The organism is Pannonibacter phragmitetus DSM 14782 (assembly GCF_000382365.1).
In the GTDB taxonomy this organism is placed as follows: domain Bacteria; phylum Pseudomonadota; class Alphaproteobacteria; order Rhizobiales; family Stappiaceae; genus Pannonibacter; species Pannonibacter phragmitetus.
Genome location: NZ_KB908237.1, coordinates 1 through 18576, shown reverse-complemented (window position 1 = coordinate 18576; position 18576 = coordinate 1). Strand labels below are relative to the sequence as shown.

Below are 18576 nucleotides of genomic sequence, written 5' to 3'. Positions count from 1 at the left end.
TCACTCCGCCGCTTCCACGAAGCGGTGACGCTCGTAGAGGAATTTCAGGACAGCCTCGCGGCACTTCAGATAGGTGCGGTCGGAGGCCAGCTCGATGCGGTTGCGCGGGCGCTCGATCGGCACCTCCAGCACCTCGCCGATGCAGGCTGCCGGGCCGTTGGTCATCATCACGATGCGGTCTGACAGAAGCACGGCCTCGTCCACGTCATGGGTGATCATGATCATGGTGTTGCCGAGCCGGGCGTGGATCTCCATCACCGCATCCTGCAGATGGGCGCGGGTCAGCGCATCCAGTGCGCCGAAGGGCTCATCCAGCAACAGCACCTTGGGTTCCATGGAGAGCGCCCGGGCGATGCCGACGCGCTGCTTCATGCCACCGGAAATTTCCGCCGGACGCTTGCTGCCCGCATGGGCCATCTGCACCAGATCGAGATTGTGCATCACCCAGTCATGCCGCTCGGCCTTGCTCTTGCGGCCCCGGAACACCTTGGAGACCGCCAGATCGACATTCTCGTAGACGGTCAGCCAGGGCAGCAGGCTGTGGTTCTGGAAGACGACCGCCCGTTCCGGGCCGGGGGCATCCACCACCTGCCCTTCCAGAAACACCACGCCCGTCGTCGCCGGGGTGAGCCCCGCGATGATGTTGAGCACCGTGGACTTGCCGCAGCCGGAGTGGCCGATGATGGAGATGAACTCGCCCTTGTCCGCATTGAGCGAAACCTCACGCAGCACTTCGGACTTGAGGCCTGCCCGCTCGTAGGTCTTGGAGACAAGCTGCAGGGAAAGATAGGACTGTGCCATGCCGGTTCTCCTGTTCAGGCGTTCGCGGTGCCACGGGTGACGAGGCGGCCAGCAAAGGCGATGAGACGGTCAAGGAAGAAGCCGACGACCCCGACATAGACGAGGGCGACGATGATGTCGCTGATCAGCGACGAGTTCCACGCGTCCCAGATGAAGAAGCCGATGCCGACGCCGCCGATGAGCATTTCCGCCGCCACGATGGCGAGCCAGGACAGACCGATGCCGATGCGCAGGCCCGTGAAGATGTAGGGCGCGGCAGCGGGCAGCATGATCTTGGCGAAATACTCGAAGCCGTTCAGCCGCAACACCCTGGCAACGTTCTGATAGTCCTGCGGAATGTTGCGGATGCCGACCGCCGTGTTGATGATGACCGGCCAGACGGCGGTGATGAAGATGACGAAGATGGCCGAGGGGCTGCCATCCTGAAAGGCTGCCAGCGACAAGGGTAGCCAGGCCAGCGGCGGCACGGTGCGCAGCACCTGGAAGATCGGATCAAGCCCCCGCATGGCCCACTGGCTGGAGCCGACGAGCACACCGAGGCCGATGCCTGCGACAACCGAGAAGGCATAGCCGGCAGCCACGCGCTGCAGGCTGGCGAGGATCTGCCAGAACATGCCCTGATCGATGCCCTGCCCGGTGTAGAACGGATGGACGATGATCTCCCAGCTCTCCGACAGCACCTTCGAAGGCGACGGCAGGCTGGCGGTGGGTGAGGAGCACAGAACTTCCCAAAGGGCCAGAAGCACGGCGAGGGTGATCACGGGCGGCAGCAGCGTTTCCGACGCGCTGCGGGCAAGCGCCTGGGCGCGGGTGAAATGGCTGCTTGTCTTCATGGGGGCGGTAAAGGCGATGACGCTGGCCGTGGCCTTGCGTATCGCGGCGTCCTTCATCTTCAGCTGGGTCTGTGGCATCGGGTTCTCCCTCGGGTCTTCTTCAGCCCCGGAGTGGTGCAGCACCGCTCCGGGGCATCTCATGCTGCCTTCAGGCGATCCGCGTAATCGCAAGGCTCTTCAGGTAGGCTTCGGGGTTCTCCGGGTCGAAAACCTTGCCGTCGAAGAAGGTTTCCACACCGCGTGAGGTGGATGCCGGGATGTCGGAGACGCCCAGGGCCTTGGCTGCCTCGCGCCACAGGTCTTCACGGTTGACCTTTGCGATCATGGCCTTGATGTCGGTGCCATGCTCGAACTTGCCCCAGCGGATGTCCTCGGTGAGGAACCAGGCATCGTGGCTCTGGAACGGATAAGAGGCGTGGTCGCGCCAGAACTTCATGAAATGCGGGCTGTCTTCGACGACCTTGCCGTTGCCGTAGTCATATTCACCCTTCAGGCGGTCGACGATGTCCTTGGCCGGCACGTTGAACCAGGCGCGCTTGCCGACGATTGCGGACAGCTCGTCCTTGTTGGCCATGTCATCGCACCACTGGGCCGCTTCCATGACGGCCATCAGCAGGGCCTGCGCCGCACGCGGGTTCTTCTCCACCCAGTCGGCGCGCATGCCCAGAGACTTCTCGGGGTGCTTGTTCCACAGTTCCGCCGTGTTGACGGCGGTGAAGCCGATGCCCTGATTGACCAGTTGCTCGTTCCAGGGCTCGCCCACACAGAAGCAGTCCATGGTGCCGACCTTCATGTTGGCCACCATCTGCGGGGGCGGCACGACGATGGTTTCCACATCCGTGTCCGGATCGATGCCACCGGCGGCCAGCCAGTAGCGGATCCACAGGTCATGGGTACCTCCGGGGAAGGTCATCGCCGCCTTGGCCGGGTTGCCAGCCGCCTTGCGTGCGGCAAAGGCTTCGCGCAGCACGCTGGAATCGAGCCCGACCTGAAGGTCCTTGTAGGCAGAGCCCACCGAAATGCCCTGCGCATCCAGATTGAGGCGGGCGAGAATGACCATCGGCAGCGGCACGTTGTTCTGCGTCACCTTGCCGGCCGAGATGAGATAGGGCATCGGCGTCAGGATATGCGCGCCATCGATGCCGTTGCCTTGCGAGCCCAGCACCAGATTGTCACGCGTGGTGCCCCAGGAGGCCTGCTTCACCACTTCCACATCCGGCATGCCGTATTTGGCGAAGAGCCCCTTCTCCTTGGCCACGATCAGCGGCGCGGAATCGGTCAGCGCGATGAAGCCGAGAACGGCACGGGTTGTCTCTGGCCCTGCCCCTTGTGCAAAGGCGCCGGAGGGAAACGCCGACTTCACAGCCCCGGCAAGGGCGGCGGCGGCGGTGGACTTCAACAAGGTGCGGCGGCTGAGGCCGGCTGTGGTGATGCTCATCGTGTCTGTCCCCTTCTTTGCCCGGGCCCTTCTGTTTTTCCTGGAGCCCAAAACAAAAAACGCCGCCCGGTGACTGCGCGCGGGAAGGGAGGTTCCCGGCTGCAAACCAAGCGACGTCGATGTCTCTCGTGAACGCGGTTATGTGCGTTCGATGTATCCGGTCGCCGTTGACCGGAGTGCAGTCTTAAAAGCAAGCGCCGTGCCAAACGCAGACGAGGCCCACATCCACTTGAATTATAATAATTTTCTGGAAAACACGCTTTCAGGCCTCTGGCAGGTGCATATTCACTGAGCCACCTTTTTGTGCATCATCATGCAGTGCAGCAACTTATCTGCACAAATTGAATCCACTCACACCTCAGAGAGCGGAACCGGCTCACCGGGCCTGCGGCGCACCGGGAAACCCTCCACATGGGCCATGATGTCCTGAGGATCAAAGCGCGCACCATCCATGAAGGATGCGGCAGTCAGCGCGGCCTCATCAAGGTCTGCATCCGCATCGGCACCCAGCGCATCGCGGTAAAGATCCGGGCGGCAGGCACTGGCAGCTTTCTCCGCCAGTGCCTGCGAAAACTCCGCCTGCCCCCAGCGGATCATCTGGCTGTAGATCCACAAGGCCAGCGTCTGGCTGGGCACATTCGCCCCTTGCCCATGGAAGCGGAAATAGCTGTCGATCCGGCGCGTGCGGCCATGGGCATCGAGGCTGAATTCGCCCGCGAGAACGCGGCGCAGGATGTCCTTCGGTGCCCCCAGATAGCGCGGATCGGCAAGGATCGCGGCCAGATCATCGTGGTTTTCCGGCGCCTGACACCAGCGCGCCGCCCGGTCCAGCGCCACGATCAGCCGCATCACCGTGTCCTGATTGGCATCGGCCCATTCCGGCCGCATGGCCAGCACCTTTTCCGGCGCCAGCGGCCAGATGTCCTGCTTGACGGCAACGATCCGCCCCACGCCGCGCTCGGAGGCAATCATGTTCCACGGCGCTCCGACGCAGAAGCCGTCAATGGCGCCTGCTTCCAGCGCGTCGGAGGTCATCGGCGGCGGCACGACCACCAGCCGCACATCCGCATCCGGATCAATGCCGCCAGCCGCCAGCCAGTAGCGGAACTCATAGTTATGCGAGGAAAACGGATAGGTGACGCCCAGCGTCAGCGGCGCCATGCCGCCCTCGCGCCGCGCCCGCACCACCAGCGCCAAAGCCCTGGCGCAGCCCAGCGCATCAGCCCGTTCCACGCCTTCGGCAAGCGCCGCCATTTCCTCGAACAGCCGCAGCGCCAGCGTGATGGCATTGCCGCCCTGCCCCAGAAAGAAAGGCGTGACCGCAGGCGACGGGTTGGAACCAAGGCCAAGCTGGGCCGCCACGGGCATTGGAGAAAGCATATGGGCAACATCGAACTGGCGGAAGGCGAGCCTGTCGCGCACATTGGCCCAGGACACATCACGCACCAGTTCCAGCCGCAAACCCTCGCGTTCGGCAAAGCCCGCCTCGGCAGCGGCCAGCAGGATCGAGGCGTCAACGAGCGGAATGAACCCGGCCCTGAGCACGCGCGGCTCCCGGCCCGGCCCCTTGCCGGGCAGGGGAAGATCGGGGGCATGTGCCGGGTGTGCGTTCATCCTGTCCAACTCCTTTTACGCGCTCCCCATTCCGGCCGGCCGTTCACAGCAGCAAGCCGGCTGCGGTGACAACGCTCTGGGCGATGTCCGCGATCTTCTTCTTCTCGTTCATCGCCGTCTGCCGCAGCAGCGTGAAAGCCTCTTCCTCGCTGAGCCCGCGGGATTTCATCAGGATACCCTTGGCCCGCTCCACCACCTTGCGCTCTTCCAGCGCGTTGCGTGCCTCTGCCAGTTCCTGCTGCAGCCGCGAAAAAGCGTTGAACCGGGCAATGGCCATGTCGAGGATCGGCTTCACCCGCTCCTGCCTGAGCCCATCGACCACATAGGCCGACACCCCCGCCTCCACCGCCGCCGCGACCATGCCGCTTTCCGAGCGGTCCACGAACATGGCAATCGGCCGCTGGGCCGCGCGCGACACCTGAAACAGATGCTCCAGCTGGTCACGGTTGGGGTTTTCCAGATCGATCACGATCACATCCGGGTCGATCTCGACGATGCGGCGCACCAGCCCGTCCATGCTGGACAGGAGGATCACCCGCTCATGCCCGGCCTCCCGCAATCCGCGCTCGATGATCGAGGCGCGAATGTCGTTCTCATCGATCACGAGTACGGTCAGGGCAGCGTCCATGCCGCGATTATGCCGGGGCTTTTCTGCAGCGCAACACTCGCACTGCACGTTTTATAGGCACGCCCCTCACACGGGCTCCAAAGCCCCTTTTCACCATCTGCGGCAGGGCATGCGCCCCTGTCCGGATTTCCGGACGGGGGCCCCGGCAGCCGTCCGGAAATCCGGACAGGAGGAACTCTACAGCAGGAAAATCCATTGAAATAAAAAGAAAAATTCCGCTGGCACAGCTCTTGCCAATACAGGGGCAAACAGCAAGAGGGATGCAAGCCGTGAGCTTTGAATGGAGCATACTTGCCGCACTGGCCGGCGCAGCGATTGCGCGGCCAGCTTCGACATTTCTGGGGCGCGCAACCAGCTGGGTGGTGTGCCTCATCCCCCTGGGCATCTTTGTTTCGCTGCTGATGCAGGCCGGACAGGTCGCCTCGGGCGAGGCCCTGACCGCGCAACTCGCCTGGGTGCCGTCGCTGGGTGTGGAACTCGCGTTCCGCCTGGACGGCTTTTCACTGCTCTTCGGATTGCTGATCAGCGGCATCGGCACGCTGGTGGTGATCTATGCCGGCGCCTATTTCGCGGAAAAGCCGCGCACCGAGACCGGCCGTTTCCTCAGCCTCATCATGCTGTTCATGGCGGCGATGCTGGGCACGGTGCTCTCCGACAACCTGATCGTCATGTTCGTCTTCTGGGAGCTGACGAGCCTGGCCTCGTTCCTGCTCATCGGCTTTGACGGCCACAAGGAAGCTGCCCGCAAGTCGGCCCTGCAGTCTCTGGTCGTCACCGGCGGCGGCGGCCTGGTGCTGTTTGCCGGCATTCTCGTCATCGGCATGACCATGGGGACCTTCTCCTTCACCGAGGTGCTCGCCCGCTCCGGCGAACTCGTGGCCAGCCCCTGGGCCGGGACGATCGCGGTCCTGATCATGATCGGCGCCTTCACCAAGAGCGCGCAGTTCCCGTTCCACTTCTGGCTGCCGAATGCCATGGCCGCGCCGACGCCGGCCTCCGCCTATCTGCATTCGGCCACGATGGTGAAGCTGGGCGTGTTCCTGCTGGCGCGGTTCGACGGTGTCTTTGCCGAAATGCCCGCCTTCGGCCACACGCTTGTCATCGTCGGCTCGCTGACCATGATCATTGCTGCCCTGCAGGCATTGCGGGCGGAAGGTTTCAAGGCCGTGCTGGCCCAGTCCACCGTCGCCTCGCTCGGCATTCTGGTGATGCTGATCGGCCTGACCGGTGAAGTTGCAGCCGTGGCCACAGCCGGTTTCATCCTCGCCCATGCCCTTTACAAGGCGGCGCTGTTCTTCTGTGCAGGCACCGCCATTCATGCCACGGGCGAGGCAAGCCTCAGCAAGCTGGGCGGACTCGCCCGCTTCCTGCCGGTTACCGCTGTTGCTGCCGTGCTGGCCAGCCTGTCGATGGCCGGCCTGCCGCCCTTCGTCGGCTTCATCTCCAAGGAGTACCTGTTCGAGGCACAGCTCGCCAGCGACTGGAACTTCCTGCCTGTTGCAGCCGCCGTTCTCGTCAATGCGGTGATGGTGGGCGTGGCCGGTGTGGTGTCGATCCGCCCGTTCTACTTCAAGGCAGAGCGCGTCAGCGAGGTGCGTCATGGCGAGACGCCGGGCCTGCTCGTGGGTCCGCTGCTGCTGGCCGCCGGCGGCATCCTGATCGGCCTCGTGCCAGGTCCGGTGGCCCAGTGGCTCATCGCCCCTGCCGCCTCGGCCCTCTATGGCCAGCCGGTGGATGTGTCCTTCAAGCTGTGGCACGGCCTGACGCCCATGCTGATGCTGTCGGCCCTCGTCATCTCCATCGGTGCCGTGATCGTGCTGCAGTGGACCCGCATCCACAACACGCTGCGCCACTACGACCGGTTCTATGCCTGGCTGGGTGACCGGTTCTATCACAAGGCGCTCAACGGCATTCTGGGTACGGCGCGCCTGTCGACCCGCACCCTGCAGAACGGCGACCAGCACCGCTACACCACCATCGTGATGCTGACGGTGATCGCGGGTCTTGCCTTCGCCTTCCTCTCGGCACCCTCCTGGGACTTCCTGGCGGGTGAAGGCCGCATCCGCATCTCCGTGGTGCTGGTGCTGCTGCTGACGGCGGCAGGTGCCATCGCAACGGTCTTCGTGCGCTCGCTGATCGCCGGGCTCGTGGCAGCAGGCGTCACCGGTTTCGGCTCTGCCGTGGTCTTCATGCTCAACGGCGCGCCGGATCTCGCCCTGACGCAAACCGCCGTGGAAACGCTGATCGTCATCCTGATGACGGCGGTGCTGCTGCGCCTGCCCTCGCGCCGCCGCCACTCGCGCACCGTCAGCGAGCGGCGCCGCGATGGCCTGATCGCCACCGGCTTTGCCGTGATCATGTTCGTCGCGCTCGCCTCCATCGGCGTCACCCCGGTTGACCTGCGCCTGTCCGAATATTTCGGCGAGACCAGCTACCTGGAAGCCTATGGCCGCAACGTCGTCAACGTGATCCTCGTTGACTACCGCGCCATCGACACGCTGGGTGAGATCGCCGTCGTCGCCCTCGCAACCATCGCCGCCTGGGGCCTGCTGCGCAGTGCCCGCAAGCCTGCCAGCACGAAGGAGTGACAGTCATGTCCATCATCTTCTCAACCATGTCCCGTCTCGTCTTCGTGCTGATGCTCGCGGCGTCCATCTACATGCTCTTCCGCGGCCATAACGAACCCGGCGGCGGCTTCATCGGGGGGCTGTTTGCCGCCCTTGGCTTTGCGCTGCTGGCGCTGGCCGGAAACGTGGAGACGGCCCGCCGCGCACTGATGGTTCACCCCGTCACGCTGATGGGCTGCGGCCTGTTCCTGTCCTTCGTCAGCGGCCTGCCGGGTCTTTTCTCGGATGGTTCGTTCCTGACCCATTGGTGGACGAGCCTCGGCTCAACACACGTGGGCACAGCCACGATCTTCGACATCGGCGTCTTCATGGTCGTCATCGGCGGCGTGCTGTCGCTGGTCTTCCGGTTTTATGAGGGAGTGGAACAGTGAGCCTCATCTACGCCTTTGCCATTTCCGCCCAGATGGGCGCAGGCATCTATCTGCTGCTGTCGCGGCACGTGATGCGCATCCTGTTCGGCGTCGTGCTGCTGTCGGCAGCGGTGAACCTGCTGATCTTCGTCGCCGGAGGACTTCAGTTCACCGCCCCGCCGATCATCCCGAAGGGCGATGAAACCCTGGGCGCAGAATCGGCCAACCCGCTGCCCCAGGCTCTGATCCTGACTGCCATCGTCATCGGCTTTGCGCTGGTGTCATTTGCCGCTGCTCTCGTGCTCAAGGCTTACTCGGCCCTCGGCTCCGTCTTCACCGACGAGCAGAACGCGGCCGAAGAGCTGGGCTCGCCCTTTGACAAGGAGGCCACCCGCAATGGCTGACACGCTTCTTCTCTGGCCCGTCATCCTGCCGCTGGCCGCCGCCGCGCTGGCTGCCGCCTTCCATATGTGGCCGGCCGTGCAGCGCGCCGTGGCCCTCACCGGCATCACCCTCACGCTGGCCGCCTCCGTGCTGGTGCTCCGCGAGACCATGACCGGCACAATCCTGACCAAGGCCTTCGGAGGCTGGGCCCCGCCCTTCGGCATCGTCTTTGCCGCAGACCGCTTCAGCGCGGCCATGGTGGTGATCTCCAGCCTTCTGGCTCTGTGTGCACTGGTCTTTGCCCTCGCGGACCTGCGCCAGCGCCAGATCCGCTCTGGCTTCTACCCGCTGTTCCTCGGCCTGATGACCGGCGTCAACGGCGCCTTCCTGACCGGCGACATCTTCAACCTCTATGTCTGGTTTGAAGTGATGCTGATCGCGACGCTCGGCCTCATCACGCTGGACCGCACCCGTGCGCAGATCGACGGGGCGATCAAATATGCGGTGCTGAACCTGTTCTCGACCATCCTGTTCCTTATGGCGATCGGGCTGCTCTATGGCGCCACCGGCACGCTGAACATGGCGGACCTCGCCACCGTTCTGCCGCGCACCGAGTCCTCGGCGGCCCTCAGCCTGTCGGCGATGATGTTCCTGCTGGCCTTCGGCATCAAGGCGGGCTTCTTCCCGATGTTCTTCTGGCTGCCGGCCTCCTACCACACGGCGTCGATCATCGTTTCGGCGGTGTTTGCGGGCCTTTTGACGAAGGTGGGCGTCTATGCGCTGTTCCGCGTCTTCACCCTGCTCTTCGAGGTGGACAACGGCGGACTGAAGCCGCTGATGGCCATGTTCGCAGCCGGGACCATGCTGTTCGGCGTCTTTGGCGCGGCGGTGCAGTGGGACGTGCGGCGCATCCTGTCGTTCCACATCATCAGCCAGATCGGCTACATCATGCTGGGCCTTGCCATCGCAACGCCGCTGGCTCTGGCAGGCGCGGTCTTCTACATCATCCACCACATCGTGGTGAAGGCGAACCTGTTCTTCATCGCAGGCGCCATCCACCGGACGACCGGGTCCTTCGACCTGCGCAAGTCCGGCGGGCTGATGAAGTCCTCGCCTCTGCTGGCGGTGCTGTTTGCCATCCCCGCCCTGTCGCTGGCCGGCATCCCGCCTCTGTCGGGCTTCTGGGCCAAGTTCATGGTGGTGGATGCCTCCTTCCAGAATGATGCCGCCTGGCTTGCCGCCGTCGCGCTCTTTGTCGGCCTCCTGACAATCTTCTCCATGAGCAAGATCTGGATCGAGGCCTTCTGGAAGGAGCCGGTCCGAAAGGTCAGGGCACGTCCCGTGCCGCTGGCCATGGTGGCCCCCATCGCAGTGCTGGGCATCATCACCCTCGCCATCGGCTTCAACCCTGAACCACTGATTGCCTTCTCCAATCTGGCCGGCGAGAGCCTCGGCAATCCGTCGGAGTTCATCAGCGCCTTCGATACCGAACTCAAGACCGCAGGAGTGACGCCATGACCCTCGCCATTCGCATCGGCCAGTCTGCAATTCTCGGGCTCGTGTTTCTGAGAGAACTGGTGGCCTCGTCCATCACGGTAGCCCGGCAGGTTCTGGGCAACCGCACGGCACTGCGCCCGGCCATTGTGGCGGTGCCGGTCAACCTGCGCAGCCGCGCCGGTGTCACCATGCTGGCCAATTGCGTCAGCCTGACGCCGGGAACCACCTCGCTGCATGTCAGCGAGGACCTCAGCACCCTCTACGTTCACGTTCTGGATGCCGCCGATCCGGCTGTGGTCGCGGACAACATCAAGGACACATTCGAGAAGCGCATCAAGGAGATAGAAGGATGATCGAGTTTCTGGACAGCTACCTGACCCTCTTCGCCGCCATCCTGATCGCAATCCTGATGGTGCCCCTGACGCTTGCCGCCATCCGCATGGTCACCGGCCCCGGCTATGCCGACCGCTTCGTCGCGCTGGACATGCTGACCGGCATCGCCGTCGCCATTGCCGCGCTGACCATGATCGGCACAGGGCGGCGGGAATTTCTGGATATCGCCTTCGGCATCGCCCTGGTCGGCTTCCTCGCCACCTGCTCGCTGTCGGCGCTGCTTGAAAAGAAGAAGGAGGACAAGTGATGCTCTTGCTGCTTTCCGTCCTGCTGAAACTGGCAGGTGTCGCCTTTCTGTGCATCGCCGCTCTGGGCGTCATGAAGCTGCCGGACCCGTTCCAGCGCATGCATGCCGCCACCAAGGCCGGAACCCTGGGCGCGGGCCTCGTGCTGCTCGGCAGCATTATCGCCCACGGCGAGATGGATGCGGTGGTGCTGGGGCTTTTCACCCTGCTGTTCCTGCTGCTGACCGTGCCTGTCGCTGGCCATCTTCTGGGCCGCGCCGCCTATGTCTCCGGCGCCCGGCTGGCGCTTGCCGGCGGGGATGCGCTGCAGGGCGTGCTGCACCGGGCGCCCCAGCCGCTGGACGAGCGCACCCAGTGGCCCACCGGCTGGCCGGCCGGGGACGCAGTGCTTGAGCCGGACGGCCGCCGGGCAGCAGCGCCCTTCCGCCATCTTGCCGAACCGCGAGGCGCATTGAAGCCGCTGCCCGTGCTGGAGGCAGTGCGCTTTGCAGTCATCGACGGCGAAGTGCAGCCACCAGCGGAACGGGCCTGTGCCATCGCCAAAGGCAATGGCGCCGGACTGACCGCCTATGTGCTGATCGACACCCATGCCATCACGGCAGCCAGTGATCACGCGCAAATGCGCAGGATGATCCGCGACAAGGCCAGCGGCGCATTGCGGGCGCTGAAGGCCTGCACGTCCCGGGCGTCATCCGAGCCGGTGCTGGTCTATGACGAAGGTGATCCCGAGCAGCTTCTCATGTGCGCAGACGCACCGGGCCGGACGCTGCTGGTGCTGCCCTGCAAGGGCTGGTTCCATCATCAGACAGAGGGCCGCCGCGACCTGACCACCTGGGAGCCGGATGGTCTGCTGCGCCTGCCGTCCTGCCACCGCGGCCCGGTTCTCTTCACATCTGGCAAGTCCCTGCCGGAAAGCGCCCGCACGCTCGTGGTGCGCGACTGCGGCGAAGCCCATCTGCCCGCCCTGACGGAATGGGCCCTGCTCAGCGGCCTTTGGGACGTGACGAAGCTTGTCCATGTCACCAACCAGCCGGACAGCCCGTCGCATATTACCGGCGTTGCCCGCCGCTTTGGCTGTGACTACATGCAATTGGCCGCAGAAGGTGATGACTGTTCCATCCCGGCAGGGGCGGAAGGCGTGCGCGCCGTCATACTCGGCCACACGCCCCGCCCCCTGCGCACCAGCTGGTACGGCACGCCCTGGCGCGAACGCATCGCACCGGGCCTGGAAAGCGACGTGCTGATCATGGAGCCGCATTCTGGCCAGACGGCATAAAGCTCTGGCACCCCGGCTTGCGGTTGGGCTATTGCAATTGGACATGACGACATCTTTGCGATCAAAGCTGCCTTTGTCCGTTGCCCTGCCCCTGTTCGTGGCCATCGCCATGTTCGTCGTGGCGGTGGGCACGACCCAGATTGGCGTCATGGTGCTGCGCTCCAGCAATGAAACCGGCCTGAGGGATCAGGCCCTGGTGTTTCTGGATGCTGTTGCCGGACATATCGCCGCTGAAATCAAGGGCAAGGACGCAGAGGAAACAGTCGGCGCCCAGCTGGCGGCCTCCCTTACCTTCCGGACGGCATTGCTTGAACAGGGCATGGCGGCCCGGTGGACCGACAGGACCGGCACCGTCCGCACGGCGGTGCTGACAGAAACAGACGAAGACCTGCTGAACCAGGCGCTCAGCGAGGCGCAAACGCTCGGGCCGGAAGGTGTCAGCCTCACCAGCGTGCCAGACCGGCCGGTGCTGCTGATTGCCCGCAGCTATCCTCTCGAGGACCGGCGCCTTTATCTCGCCGCCACCTTTGACACGACGCCTCTTGAAGATGCGGCCAGCATGGCAGCAAGCGTTGCTCTGGGGATCGACATCCTTGTCGCCATCATTGCGGCACTGGCCACCTATGCGGTGACGCGCCGGGCTCTCATGCCGCTTGACAGGTTCATCGACCGCCTTGCCGATCAGGAAGCCGACGCTTCCGGGGCAGCCGGATGGCGGCGCGGCGACGAGCTGCGCCAGCTGGAAGCCGCCCTCGCCCTGCGGGAGCAGTCCGAAGCCCAGCGGGTGAGCATGCTGGAGCAGATGGCCCAGCAGGAGCGGGACGGGCTGCTGGCACGCATGGCCGCCAGCATCGCCCATGAGGTGCGCAACCCCCTCGCCGGGTTGAAGAACGGCATTTCCACCCTCCGGCGCTTTGGCGACCGTGAAGAGGTGCGTAAGGAAACCCTCGACTTTCTGGAGAACGGGCTCGACAGCATTGGCCGCGTCGTCGATGTCACCCTGTCCACCTATCGCAGGCGCTCGGGCGCCAAGCTTCTCACGGCACGCGACATTCAGGATCTGGAGCTGCTGATCGCCCCCGAGGCCCGGCGTGCCGGGGTGGTTCTGGCCTGGGAGCTTGATGAGGCCACGCAGGTGATGACCGATGCGGACGCCCTGCGCCAGATCCTCATCAATCTGATGCTCAACGCGGTGCGCGCCTCACCGCCCGGCGGCATCGTCACCATTGGCCTTGGCCGGGATCAAGCCGCACACAAGGTGGTGCTGAAGGTCACCGACGAAGGCCCCGGCATGCCGCCGGAACTGGTGGCGGCCATCATCTCCGGCCAGGTCGATGATGTGCCGGTGGAACGCAGCATCGGCATCTGGGTGGTGTCCAATCTGGTGGCGCGGATCGGCGCGGACCTGTCGATCCGCAGCAAGGAGGGCGCAGGCACCACGGTGCAGCTGACCCTCACCAGCGAACCGGAAATCGGGAGCAAGGCCAGATGACGGCGAGCCGCATCCTCGTGGTCGAGGACGACGCGACCCTCGGCGCCTCCCTGCGCCAGCGGCTGGAGCTGGAAGGCTTCAAGGTCCGCTGGGCCCGCTCGGCCAGCGAGGCCCGCGCAGCGCTGGACGGGGATGCACCGGACATCATCCTCTCCGACATCCGCCTGCCGGACGGCGATGGCGAAAGCGTCATGCGGCAGCATTTCGCGCGGTCCGGCATGGTGCCGGTGATCTTCATGACCGCCTATGGTGACATCGACCAGGCGGTGCGGCTGGTGCGCGACGGGGCGCTTGACTACGTCAGCAAGCCCTTCGACCTCGATGCCCTTGTCGACACGCTGCAGACGATCGCCAGCCGCCGCCGCAGTCTGGCAGGCAGCACTGCAGATCCCTTTTCAGGCAGCCCGGCCATGGAAAAGACCGGCAGCACCCTGCGCCGGGCGGCAGCTATCGATCTGCCTGTCCTGCTGCTGGGAGAAACGGGCTCGGGCAAGGAAGTGGCAGCCCGCTATGTGCATGAGGCAGGACCACGCAAGGGCAAGCCCTTCGTGCCGGTCAACTGCGGGGCGCTGCCGGCGGACCTCGCCGATTCCCTGCTCTTCGGCCATGAGCGCGGAGCTTTCACCGGTGCAGGCGCAGCCCATCGCGGTTTCTTCGAGGAAGCAGAAGACGGCACGCTGTTTCTCGACGAAATCGGCGATCTGCCCCCTGCCTTGCAGGTCAAGCTGCTGCGCGTGCTGGAAACGCGCGAATTCCGGCGCCTCGGCGCCAGCCAGAGCCGGCGTTTCGAGGCGCGGGTGGTCTGCGCCACGAACAAGGATCTGGAGGCCATGGCCACGAGCGGCGCCTTCCGCGAAGACCTGTGGTTCCGCATCAATGTCATCACCTGCAAGCTGCCGCCCTTGCGCGAACGGCGGGAGGAGATCCCGGCCCTGCTGGAACGGCTTGCGGCAGAAGCGGCCGCCCGCATGGGCCTTGGCGCGCCGCCGCTGAGCGAGACCGCGAAAGACGCCGCACGGCTGCATGGCTGGCCGGGCAACTTCCGTGAACTGATCAACCGCGTGGAACGGGCCGTCGCGCTTGGCAGCGGCAGCACCCTGACAGAAACCGATATTTTCCCCGAAGGCCTCAGCCGGACGGCCCCCCCCGGTCATTGCCGCCGCCGGACCGGGAACACCGCTTGCCGATGTGCGCGATGCCGCCGAAAGGGCCCATATCATCGCGGCTCTCGCCCAGGCGGGCGGCTCCACCAGCGCTGCCGCCAACAGCCTTGGCATCTCCCGCAGCACCTTATGGGAAAAAATGCGCCGCCACGGCATCAGCCGGGACGAGGACAGTTAAGAACCGTCCGGGAATAGGAACGGCCAGAATGCGGGAAGCATCCTGGCCGTCAGAGGCATCAGACCGGAAGGCTCCCGGTCACTTGAGCCAGCTCTTCACCAGCTCGTCGTAGTTGACGGTGATGGGCTGTTCCTTCTCGTTTTCGATGGGCAGCTGCGGGGCAAGATTGCCCTTCTCCACCGCATCCTCATGCCAGTACTGAAGGTCATGCTCTTCGGCCAGTTTCGGGCCGAGATCGCCCTGTACCCCGGCGCGCTCCAGACGGGAGAGCACCTTTTCCTGTTCGGCGCAAAGCGCGTCCATTGCTTCCTGAGGGGTTTTCGTGCCCGCTGCCGCATCACCAACCGCCTGCCACCAGAGCTGGGCAAGCTTGGGGTAATCCGGCACGTTGGTGCCCGTCGGTGACCACTGCAGGCGGGCCGGCGAGCGGTAGAACTCGACAAGGCCGCCCAGTTCCGGCGCACGCTCGGTAAAACTCGGATGGTCGAGGGTGGACTGGCGCACGAAGCTGATCGCCGTATGGCTCTTCTTCAGATCGACAGTCTTGGACGTGACGAACTGGGCATAGAGCCAGGCCGCCTTGGCGCGGTCATCCGGGGTGGATTTCAGGATCGTCCAGGAGCCAACGTCCTGATAGCCGAGCTTCATGCCCTCCTTCCAGTAGACGCCATGCGGGGATGGGGCCATGCGCCACTTCGGCGACCCATCCTCGTTCACCACGGCAAGGCCGGGCTTGACCATGTCGGCCGTGAACACGGTGTACCAGAAGATCTGCTGGGCCACGTCACCCTGCGCCGGGATGGGACCGGCTTCCGAGAAGGTCATGGACTGCGCCTGCGGCGGAGCGTATTTCTTCAGCCATTCCAGATATTTGGCGACAGAGTAAACCGCAGCCGGGCCGTTGGTGTCACCGCCACGGGCAACGCAGGAGCCGACCGGGCGGGAGTTCTCGTCAACCTTGATGCCCCACTCATCCACCGGTTTGCCGTTCGGAATGCCCCTGTCACCGTTTCCGGCCATGGAGAGCCAGGCATCGGTGAAGCGCCAGCCGAGTGACGGGTCCTTCTTGCCATAATCCATATGGCCAAAGACCTTCTTGCCATCAATCTCGCGCCCGGTGAAGAACTCGGCGATATCCTCATAGGCCGACCAGTTGACCGGCACGCCCAGGTCATAGCCATATTTGGCCCTGAAGTCGGCCTTGTTCTTCTCGTCGCTGAACCAGTCGTACCGGAACCAGTAGAGGTTCGCGAACTGCTGGTCCGGCAGCTGATAGAGATCGCCATCAGGGGCGGTGGTGAAGGAGGTGCCGATGAAGTCCGCGAGGTCCAGCCCGGGGTTGGTCACGTCCTTGGCATCGCCCGCCATCCACTTGGTCAGGTTGCGGGCCTGCTGGTAGCGCCAATGGGTGCCGATCAGGTCGGAGTCATTGACATAGGCATCGTAGATGTTGTCACCCGACTGCATCTGCGTCTGCAGCTTCTCGATCACGTCGCCCTCGCCGATCAGATCATGGCTGACCTTGATGCCCGTGATCCGTTCAAACGCCGGTGCCAGCACCTTGGATTCATAGTCGTGGGCGGTGATCGTTTCGGAGACGACGCGCAGCGACAGGCCCTGGAACGGCTTGGCGGCATCCACGAACCATTGCATTTCCGCTTCCTGCGCTGCCCGGTCGAGAACGGACATGTCCTTGATTTCGCTGTCAAGGAATGCCTTCGCCTCGTCCATGCCCGCCTGGGCCTGACTGACCCCCAGCACGAGCGCAAGCAGGCTTGCCGATGTCATCATGTGCTTCCGCATGTTTTCCTCCCATAGCGTATGCACCATCACTCCCCCCGGCAGAGAGCTCCGCCGGGTCCCTACTCGCTAAACGAAGCGGAATACGCCGATGGCGTAGACGGCCGAGAGTGCGAGAGCCCACCACAGATCCGGGCCGCCGAAGCCAAGCCAGGCTATGTTGATGAAAGCGCTGCCAAGCAGCGAAATGAACAGCCGGTCTCCGCGCGTCGTCGTCATGCGCAGGATGCCGTAGCGCGGGTTGCCGCCGGGCGAGACATATTCCCAGATGCCCATGCCGGCGAGCATCAGCCCGATCAGGATGAAGAACGCGGCCGTCTGCCAGGTCCAGGCCATCCAGCTGAGATCGATCATGATTACACCCTCCCCAGTGCAAAGCCCTTGGCGATATGTTTGCGGACGAACCAGATCACCAGCGCGCCCGGAATGATTGTCAGCACACCGGCGGCCGCCAGCACTCCGTAGTCGAAGCCGGTGGCTGAGCTGGTGCGGGTCATCGCGGCGGCAATCGGCTTGGCATCGGTTGTCGTGAGGGTGCGGGCAATCAGCAGCTCGACCCAGGAGAACATGAAGCAGAAGAAGGCCGTGACACCGATGCCGGACGCGATCAACGGCATGAAGATCTTCCCGAAGAAGCGCGGAAAGGAGTAGCCGTCGACATAGGCCGTCTCATCAATCTCCTTCGGCACGCCGGACATGAAGCCTTCCAGGATCCAGACGGCCAGCGGCACGTTGAACAGGCAGTGCGCCAGCGCCACCGCAATATGCGTGTCGATGAGACCGAAGGCCGAATAGAGCTGGAAGAAGGGCAGGATGAACACCGCAGGCGGCGCCATGCGGTTGGTCAGCAGCCAGAAGAACAGATGCTTGTCGCCCAGGAACCGGTAGCGCGAGAATGCATAGGCGGCAGGCAGGGCAACGGCGATGCAGATCACCGTGTTCATGACCACATAGGTCATGGAGTTGAAGTAGGTTTCGTACCAGGCCGGATCCGTGAAGATGACCGTGTAGTTGCGCAAGGTCGGCTGCTGCGGCCACAGCGAGAGCCCGCTCAGGATCTCGTTGGTCGTCTTGAAGGACAGGTTGACCAGCCAGTAGATCGGGATGATCAGAAACAATATGTAGAAGGCCGGGACCAGCCAGCGCAGCGAGCGCGGGCGGCGGCTTGCACCGATGCTGTGTGCCTTGATCATGGCATCGACCGGATAGTCCGGAGCGGTCCGGGTTTCCCGTGTCGTCTGGGTGTCCTGTGTCATGGGGGGCTCCTCAGGTCCGGTCTTCATCGGGCTGGGTGGTGACGGTGTAGAACACCCAGGACACCAGCAGCACGATCAGGAAGTAGATGATCGACATGGCCGAGGCCGGACCGAGATCGAACTGGCCGACAGCAATCTTCACGAGGTCGATGGACAGGAATGTCGTGACGCTGCCCGGTCCGCCGCCGGTGACGACGAAGGGCTCGGTGTAGATCATGAAGCTGTCCATGAAGCGCAGCAGGATGGCGATCTGGAGCACCCGGTTGAGCTTCGGCAGCTGGATGAAGCGGAACACGCTCCAGCGCGAGGCGGGGAGTGTCAGGAATTTCGTGTACGGGCGTGCGGTTGAACATTTCTGTTTACGCCCTCGCGGCTTGGAAACGGTCCGCGAAGAGAACTGCGAATTGGGATTTAGCCATCGCCCATTCTCTGGCTGGCATTTTCCACTCTTTCTCCGATCTGTTCAAGACCAGATACAGGAGTTTGGTGGCCGCCTCGTCAGAGGGGAAGTGGCCCCTTGCCCGTACCGCGCGGCGTAGCTTGGAATTCAAGGCCTCGATGGCATTCGTCGTATAAATGATCCGCCGGACATCCTTGGGAA

The 18576-nt window shown here is 64.1% G+C and carries 18 protein-coding genes and 1 pseudogene; 9 read left to right on the top strand and 10 right to left on the bottom strand.

What is annotated here, in order from left to right:
• The 5 genes from H163_RS0120890 to H163_RS0120865 all read right to left on the bottom strand — a co-directional run bounded on the left by H163_RS0120890 (nucleotide 1) and on the right by H163_RS0120865 (nucleotide 5314).
• Entirely contained in the window at nucleotides 1-801 is an 801-nt protein-coding gene (locus tag H163_RS0120890) for an ABC transporter ATP-binding protein (RefSeq protein ID WP_019966568.1), read from the bottom strand.
• Between the two features lie 14 nt (nucleotides 802-815).
• Nucleotides 816-1712 (bottom strand): nitrate ABC transporter permease, encoded by an 897-nt coding sequence (gene ntrB, locus H163_RS0120885; RefSeq protein ID WP_019966567.1) that lies wholly within the window; start codon nucleotides 1710-1712, stop codon nucleotides 816-818.
• Nucleotides 1713-1782: 70 nt separating this feature from the next.
• Nucleotides 1783-3072 carry a CmpA/NrtA family ABC transporter substrate-binding protein gene (locus tag H163_RS0120880; protein ID WP_026356142.1) on the bottom strand — a complete coding sequence of 430 codons (1290 nt, stop codon included), beginning with the start codon at nucleotides 3070-3072 and terminating at the stop codon, nucleotides 1783-1785.
• Nucleotides 3073-3423: 351 nt separating this feature from the next.
• The gene (locus H163_RS0120870) at nucleotides 3424-4695 is read right to left on the bottom strand and encodes a CmpA/NrtA family ABC transporter substrate-binding protein (protein ID WP_425298538.1); all 1272 of its coding nucleotides are present in this window, start codon (nucleotides 4693-4695) and stop codon (nucleotides 3424-3426) included.
• 34 nt (nucleotides 4696-4729) lie between these two features.
• Entirely contained in the window at nucleotides 4730-5314 is a 585-nt protein-coding gene (locus tag H163_RS0120865) for an ANTAR domain-containing response regulator (RefSeq protein ID WP_019966563.1), read from the bottom strand.
• Nucleotides 5315-5574: 260 nt separating this feature from the next.
• Here H163_RS0120865 and mbhE point away from each other — a divergent pair, with 260 nt between their 5' ends.
• From mbhE to H163_RS23375, 9 genes are read left to right on the top strand one after another with little or no spacing between them, the layout of a single operon-like run.
• Nucleotides 5575-7902 carry a hydrogen gas-evolving membrane-bound hydrogenase subunit E gene (gene mbhE, locus H163_RS0120860; protein ID WP_019966562.1) on the top strand — a complete coding sequence of 776 codons (2328 nt, stop codon included), beginning with the start codon at nucleotides 5575-5577 and terminating at the stop codon, nucleotides 7900-7902.
• A 5-nt stretch (nucleotides 7903-7907) separates the two neighbouring features.
• The gene (locus H163_RS0120855; RefSeq protein WP_019966561.1) at nucleotides 7908-8312 is read left to right on the top strand and encodes a Na(+)/H(+) antiporter subunit B; all 405 of its coding nucleotides are present in this window, start codon (nucleotides 7908-7910) and stop codon (nucleotides 8310-8312) included.
• Entirely contained in the window at nucleotides 8309-8695 is a 387-nt protein-coding gene (locus H163_RS0120850; protein WP_019966560.1) for an NADH-quinone oxidoreductase subunit K, read from the top strand. Before H163_RS0120855 ends, H163_RS0120850 begins: the two co-directional genes overlap by 4 nt.
• Nucleotides 8688-10193 carry a Na+/H+ antiporter subunit D gene (locus H163_RS0120845; RefSeq protein WP_019966559.1) on the top strand — a complete coding sequence of 502 codons (1506 nt, stop codon included), beginning with the start codon at nucleotides 8688-8690 and terminating at the stop codon, nucleotides 10191-10193. The genes H163_RS0120850 and H163_RS0120845 overlap by 8 nt, the downstream gene beginning before the upstream one ends.
• Entirely contained in the window at nucleotides 10190-10525 is a 336-nt protein-coding gene (locus tag H163_RS0120840; protein ID WP_019966558.1) for a Na+/H+ antiporter subunit E, read from the top strand. The genes H163_RS0120845 and H163_RS0120840 overlap by 4 nt, the downstream gene beginning before the upstream one ends.
• Complete coding sequence (locus tag H163_RS0120835) at nucleotides 10522-10812, top strand: MrpF/PhaF family protein (RefSeq protein WP_019966557.1); 291 nt, start codon at nucleotides 10522-10524, stop codon at nucleotides 10810-10812. The genes H163_RS0120840 and H163_RS0120835 overlap by 4 nt, the downstream gene beginning before the upstream one ends.
• Nucleotides 10812-12086, top strand: coding sequence for a monovalent cation/H(+) antiporter subunit G (gene mnhG / locus H163_RS0120830; RefSeq protein ID WP_019966556.1), 1275 nt, complete (start codon nucleotides 10812-10814; stop codon nucleotides 12084-12086). The genes H163_RS0120835 and mnhG overlap by 1 nt, the downstream gene beginning before the upstream one ends.
• Nucleotides 12087-12129: 43 nt before the next feature.
• The gene (locus H163_RS0120825) at nucleotides 12130-13578 is read left to right on the top strand and encodes a sensor histidine kinase (RefSeq protein WP_040679406.1); all 1449 of its coding nucleotides are present in this window, start codon (nucleotides 12130-12132) and stop codon (nucleotides 13576-13578) included.
• Complete coding sequence (locus H163_RS23375) at nucleotides 13575-14936, top strand: sigma-54-dependent transcriptional regulator (RefSeq protein WP_425594383.1); 1362 nt, start codon at nucleotides 13575-13577, stop codon at nucleotides 14934-14936. Before H163_RS0120825 ends, H163_RS23375 begins: the two co-directional genes overlap by 4 nt.
• A 61-nt stretch (nucleotides 14937-14997) precedes the next feature.
• On the opposite strand, the gene H163_RS0120815 is transcribed toward H163_RS23375, so the two are convergent.
• The 5 genes and pseudogenes from H163_RS0120815 to H163_RS23370 all read right to left on the bottom strand — a co-directional run.
• Nucleotides 14998-16722, bottom strand: coding sequence for an ABC transporter substrate-binding protein (locus tag H163_RS0120815; protein WP_026356139.1), 1725 nt, complete (start codon nucleotides 16720-16722; stop codon nucleotides 14998-15000).
• A gap of 66 nt (nucleotides 16723-16788) precedes the next feature.
• The gene (locus H163_RS0120810; RefSeq protein WP_019966553.1) at nucleotides 16789-17073 is read right to left on the bottom strand and encodes a DUF2160 domain-containing protein; all 285 of its coding nucleotides are present in this window, start codon (nucleotides 17071-17073) and stop codon (nucleotides 16789-16791) included.
• Nucleotides 17074-17075: 2 nt separating this feature from the next.
• Nucleotides 17076-17912, bottom strand: a complete 837-nt coding sequence (locus tag H163_RS0120805; protein ID WP_040679409.1) for a carbohydrate ABC transporter permease — start codon at nucleotides 17910-17912, stop codon at nucleotides 17076-17078.
• 73 nt (nucleotides 17913-17985) lie between these two features.
• Nucleotides 17986-18285, bottom strand: a pseudogene (locus H163_RS0120800) (carbohydrate ABC transporter permease); the annotation flags it as partial.
• A gap of 49 nt (nucleotides 18286-18334) precedes the next feature.
• Nucleotides 18335-18576, bottom strand: a 242-nt coding sequence (locus H163_RS23370) for a transposase (RefSeq protein WP_019966080.1), incomplete at its 5' end; no start/stop codon positions are given.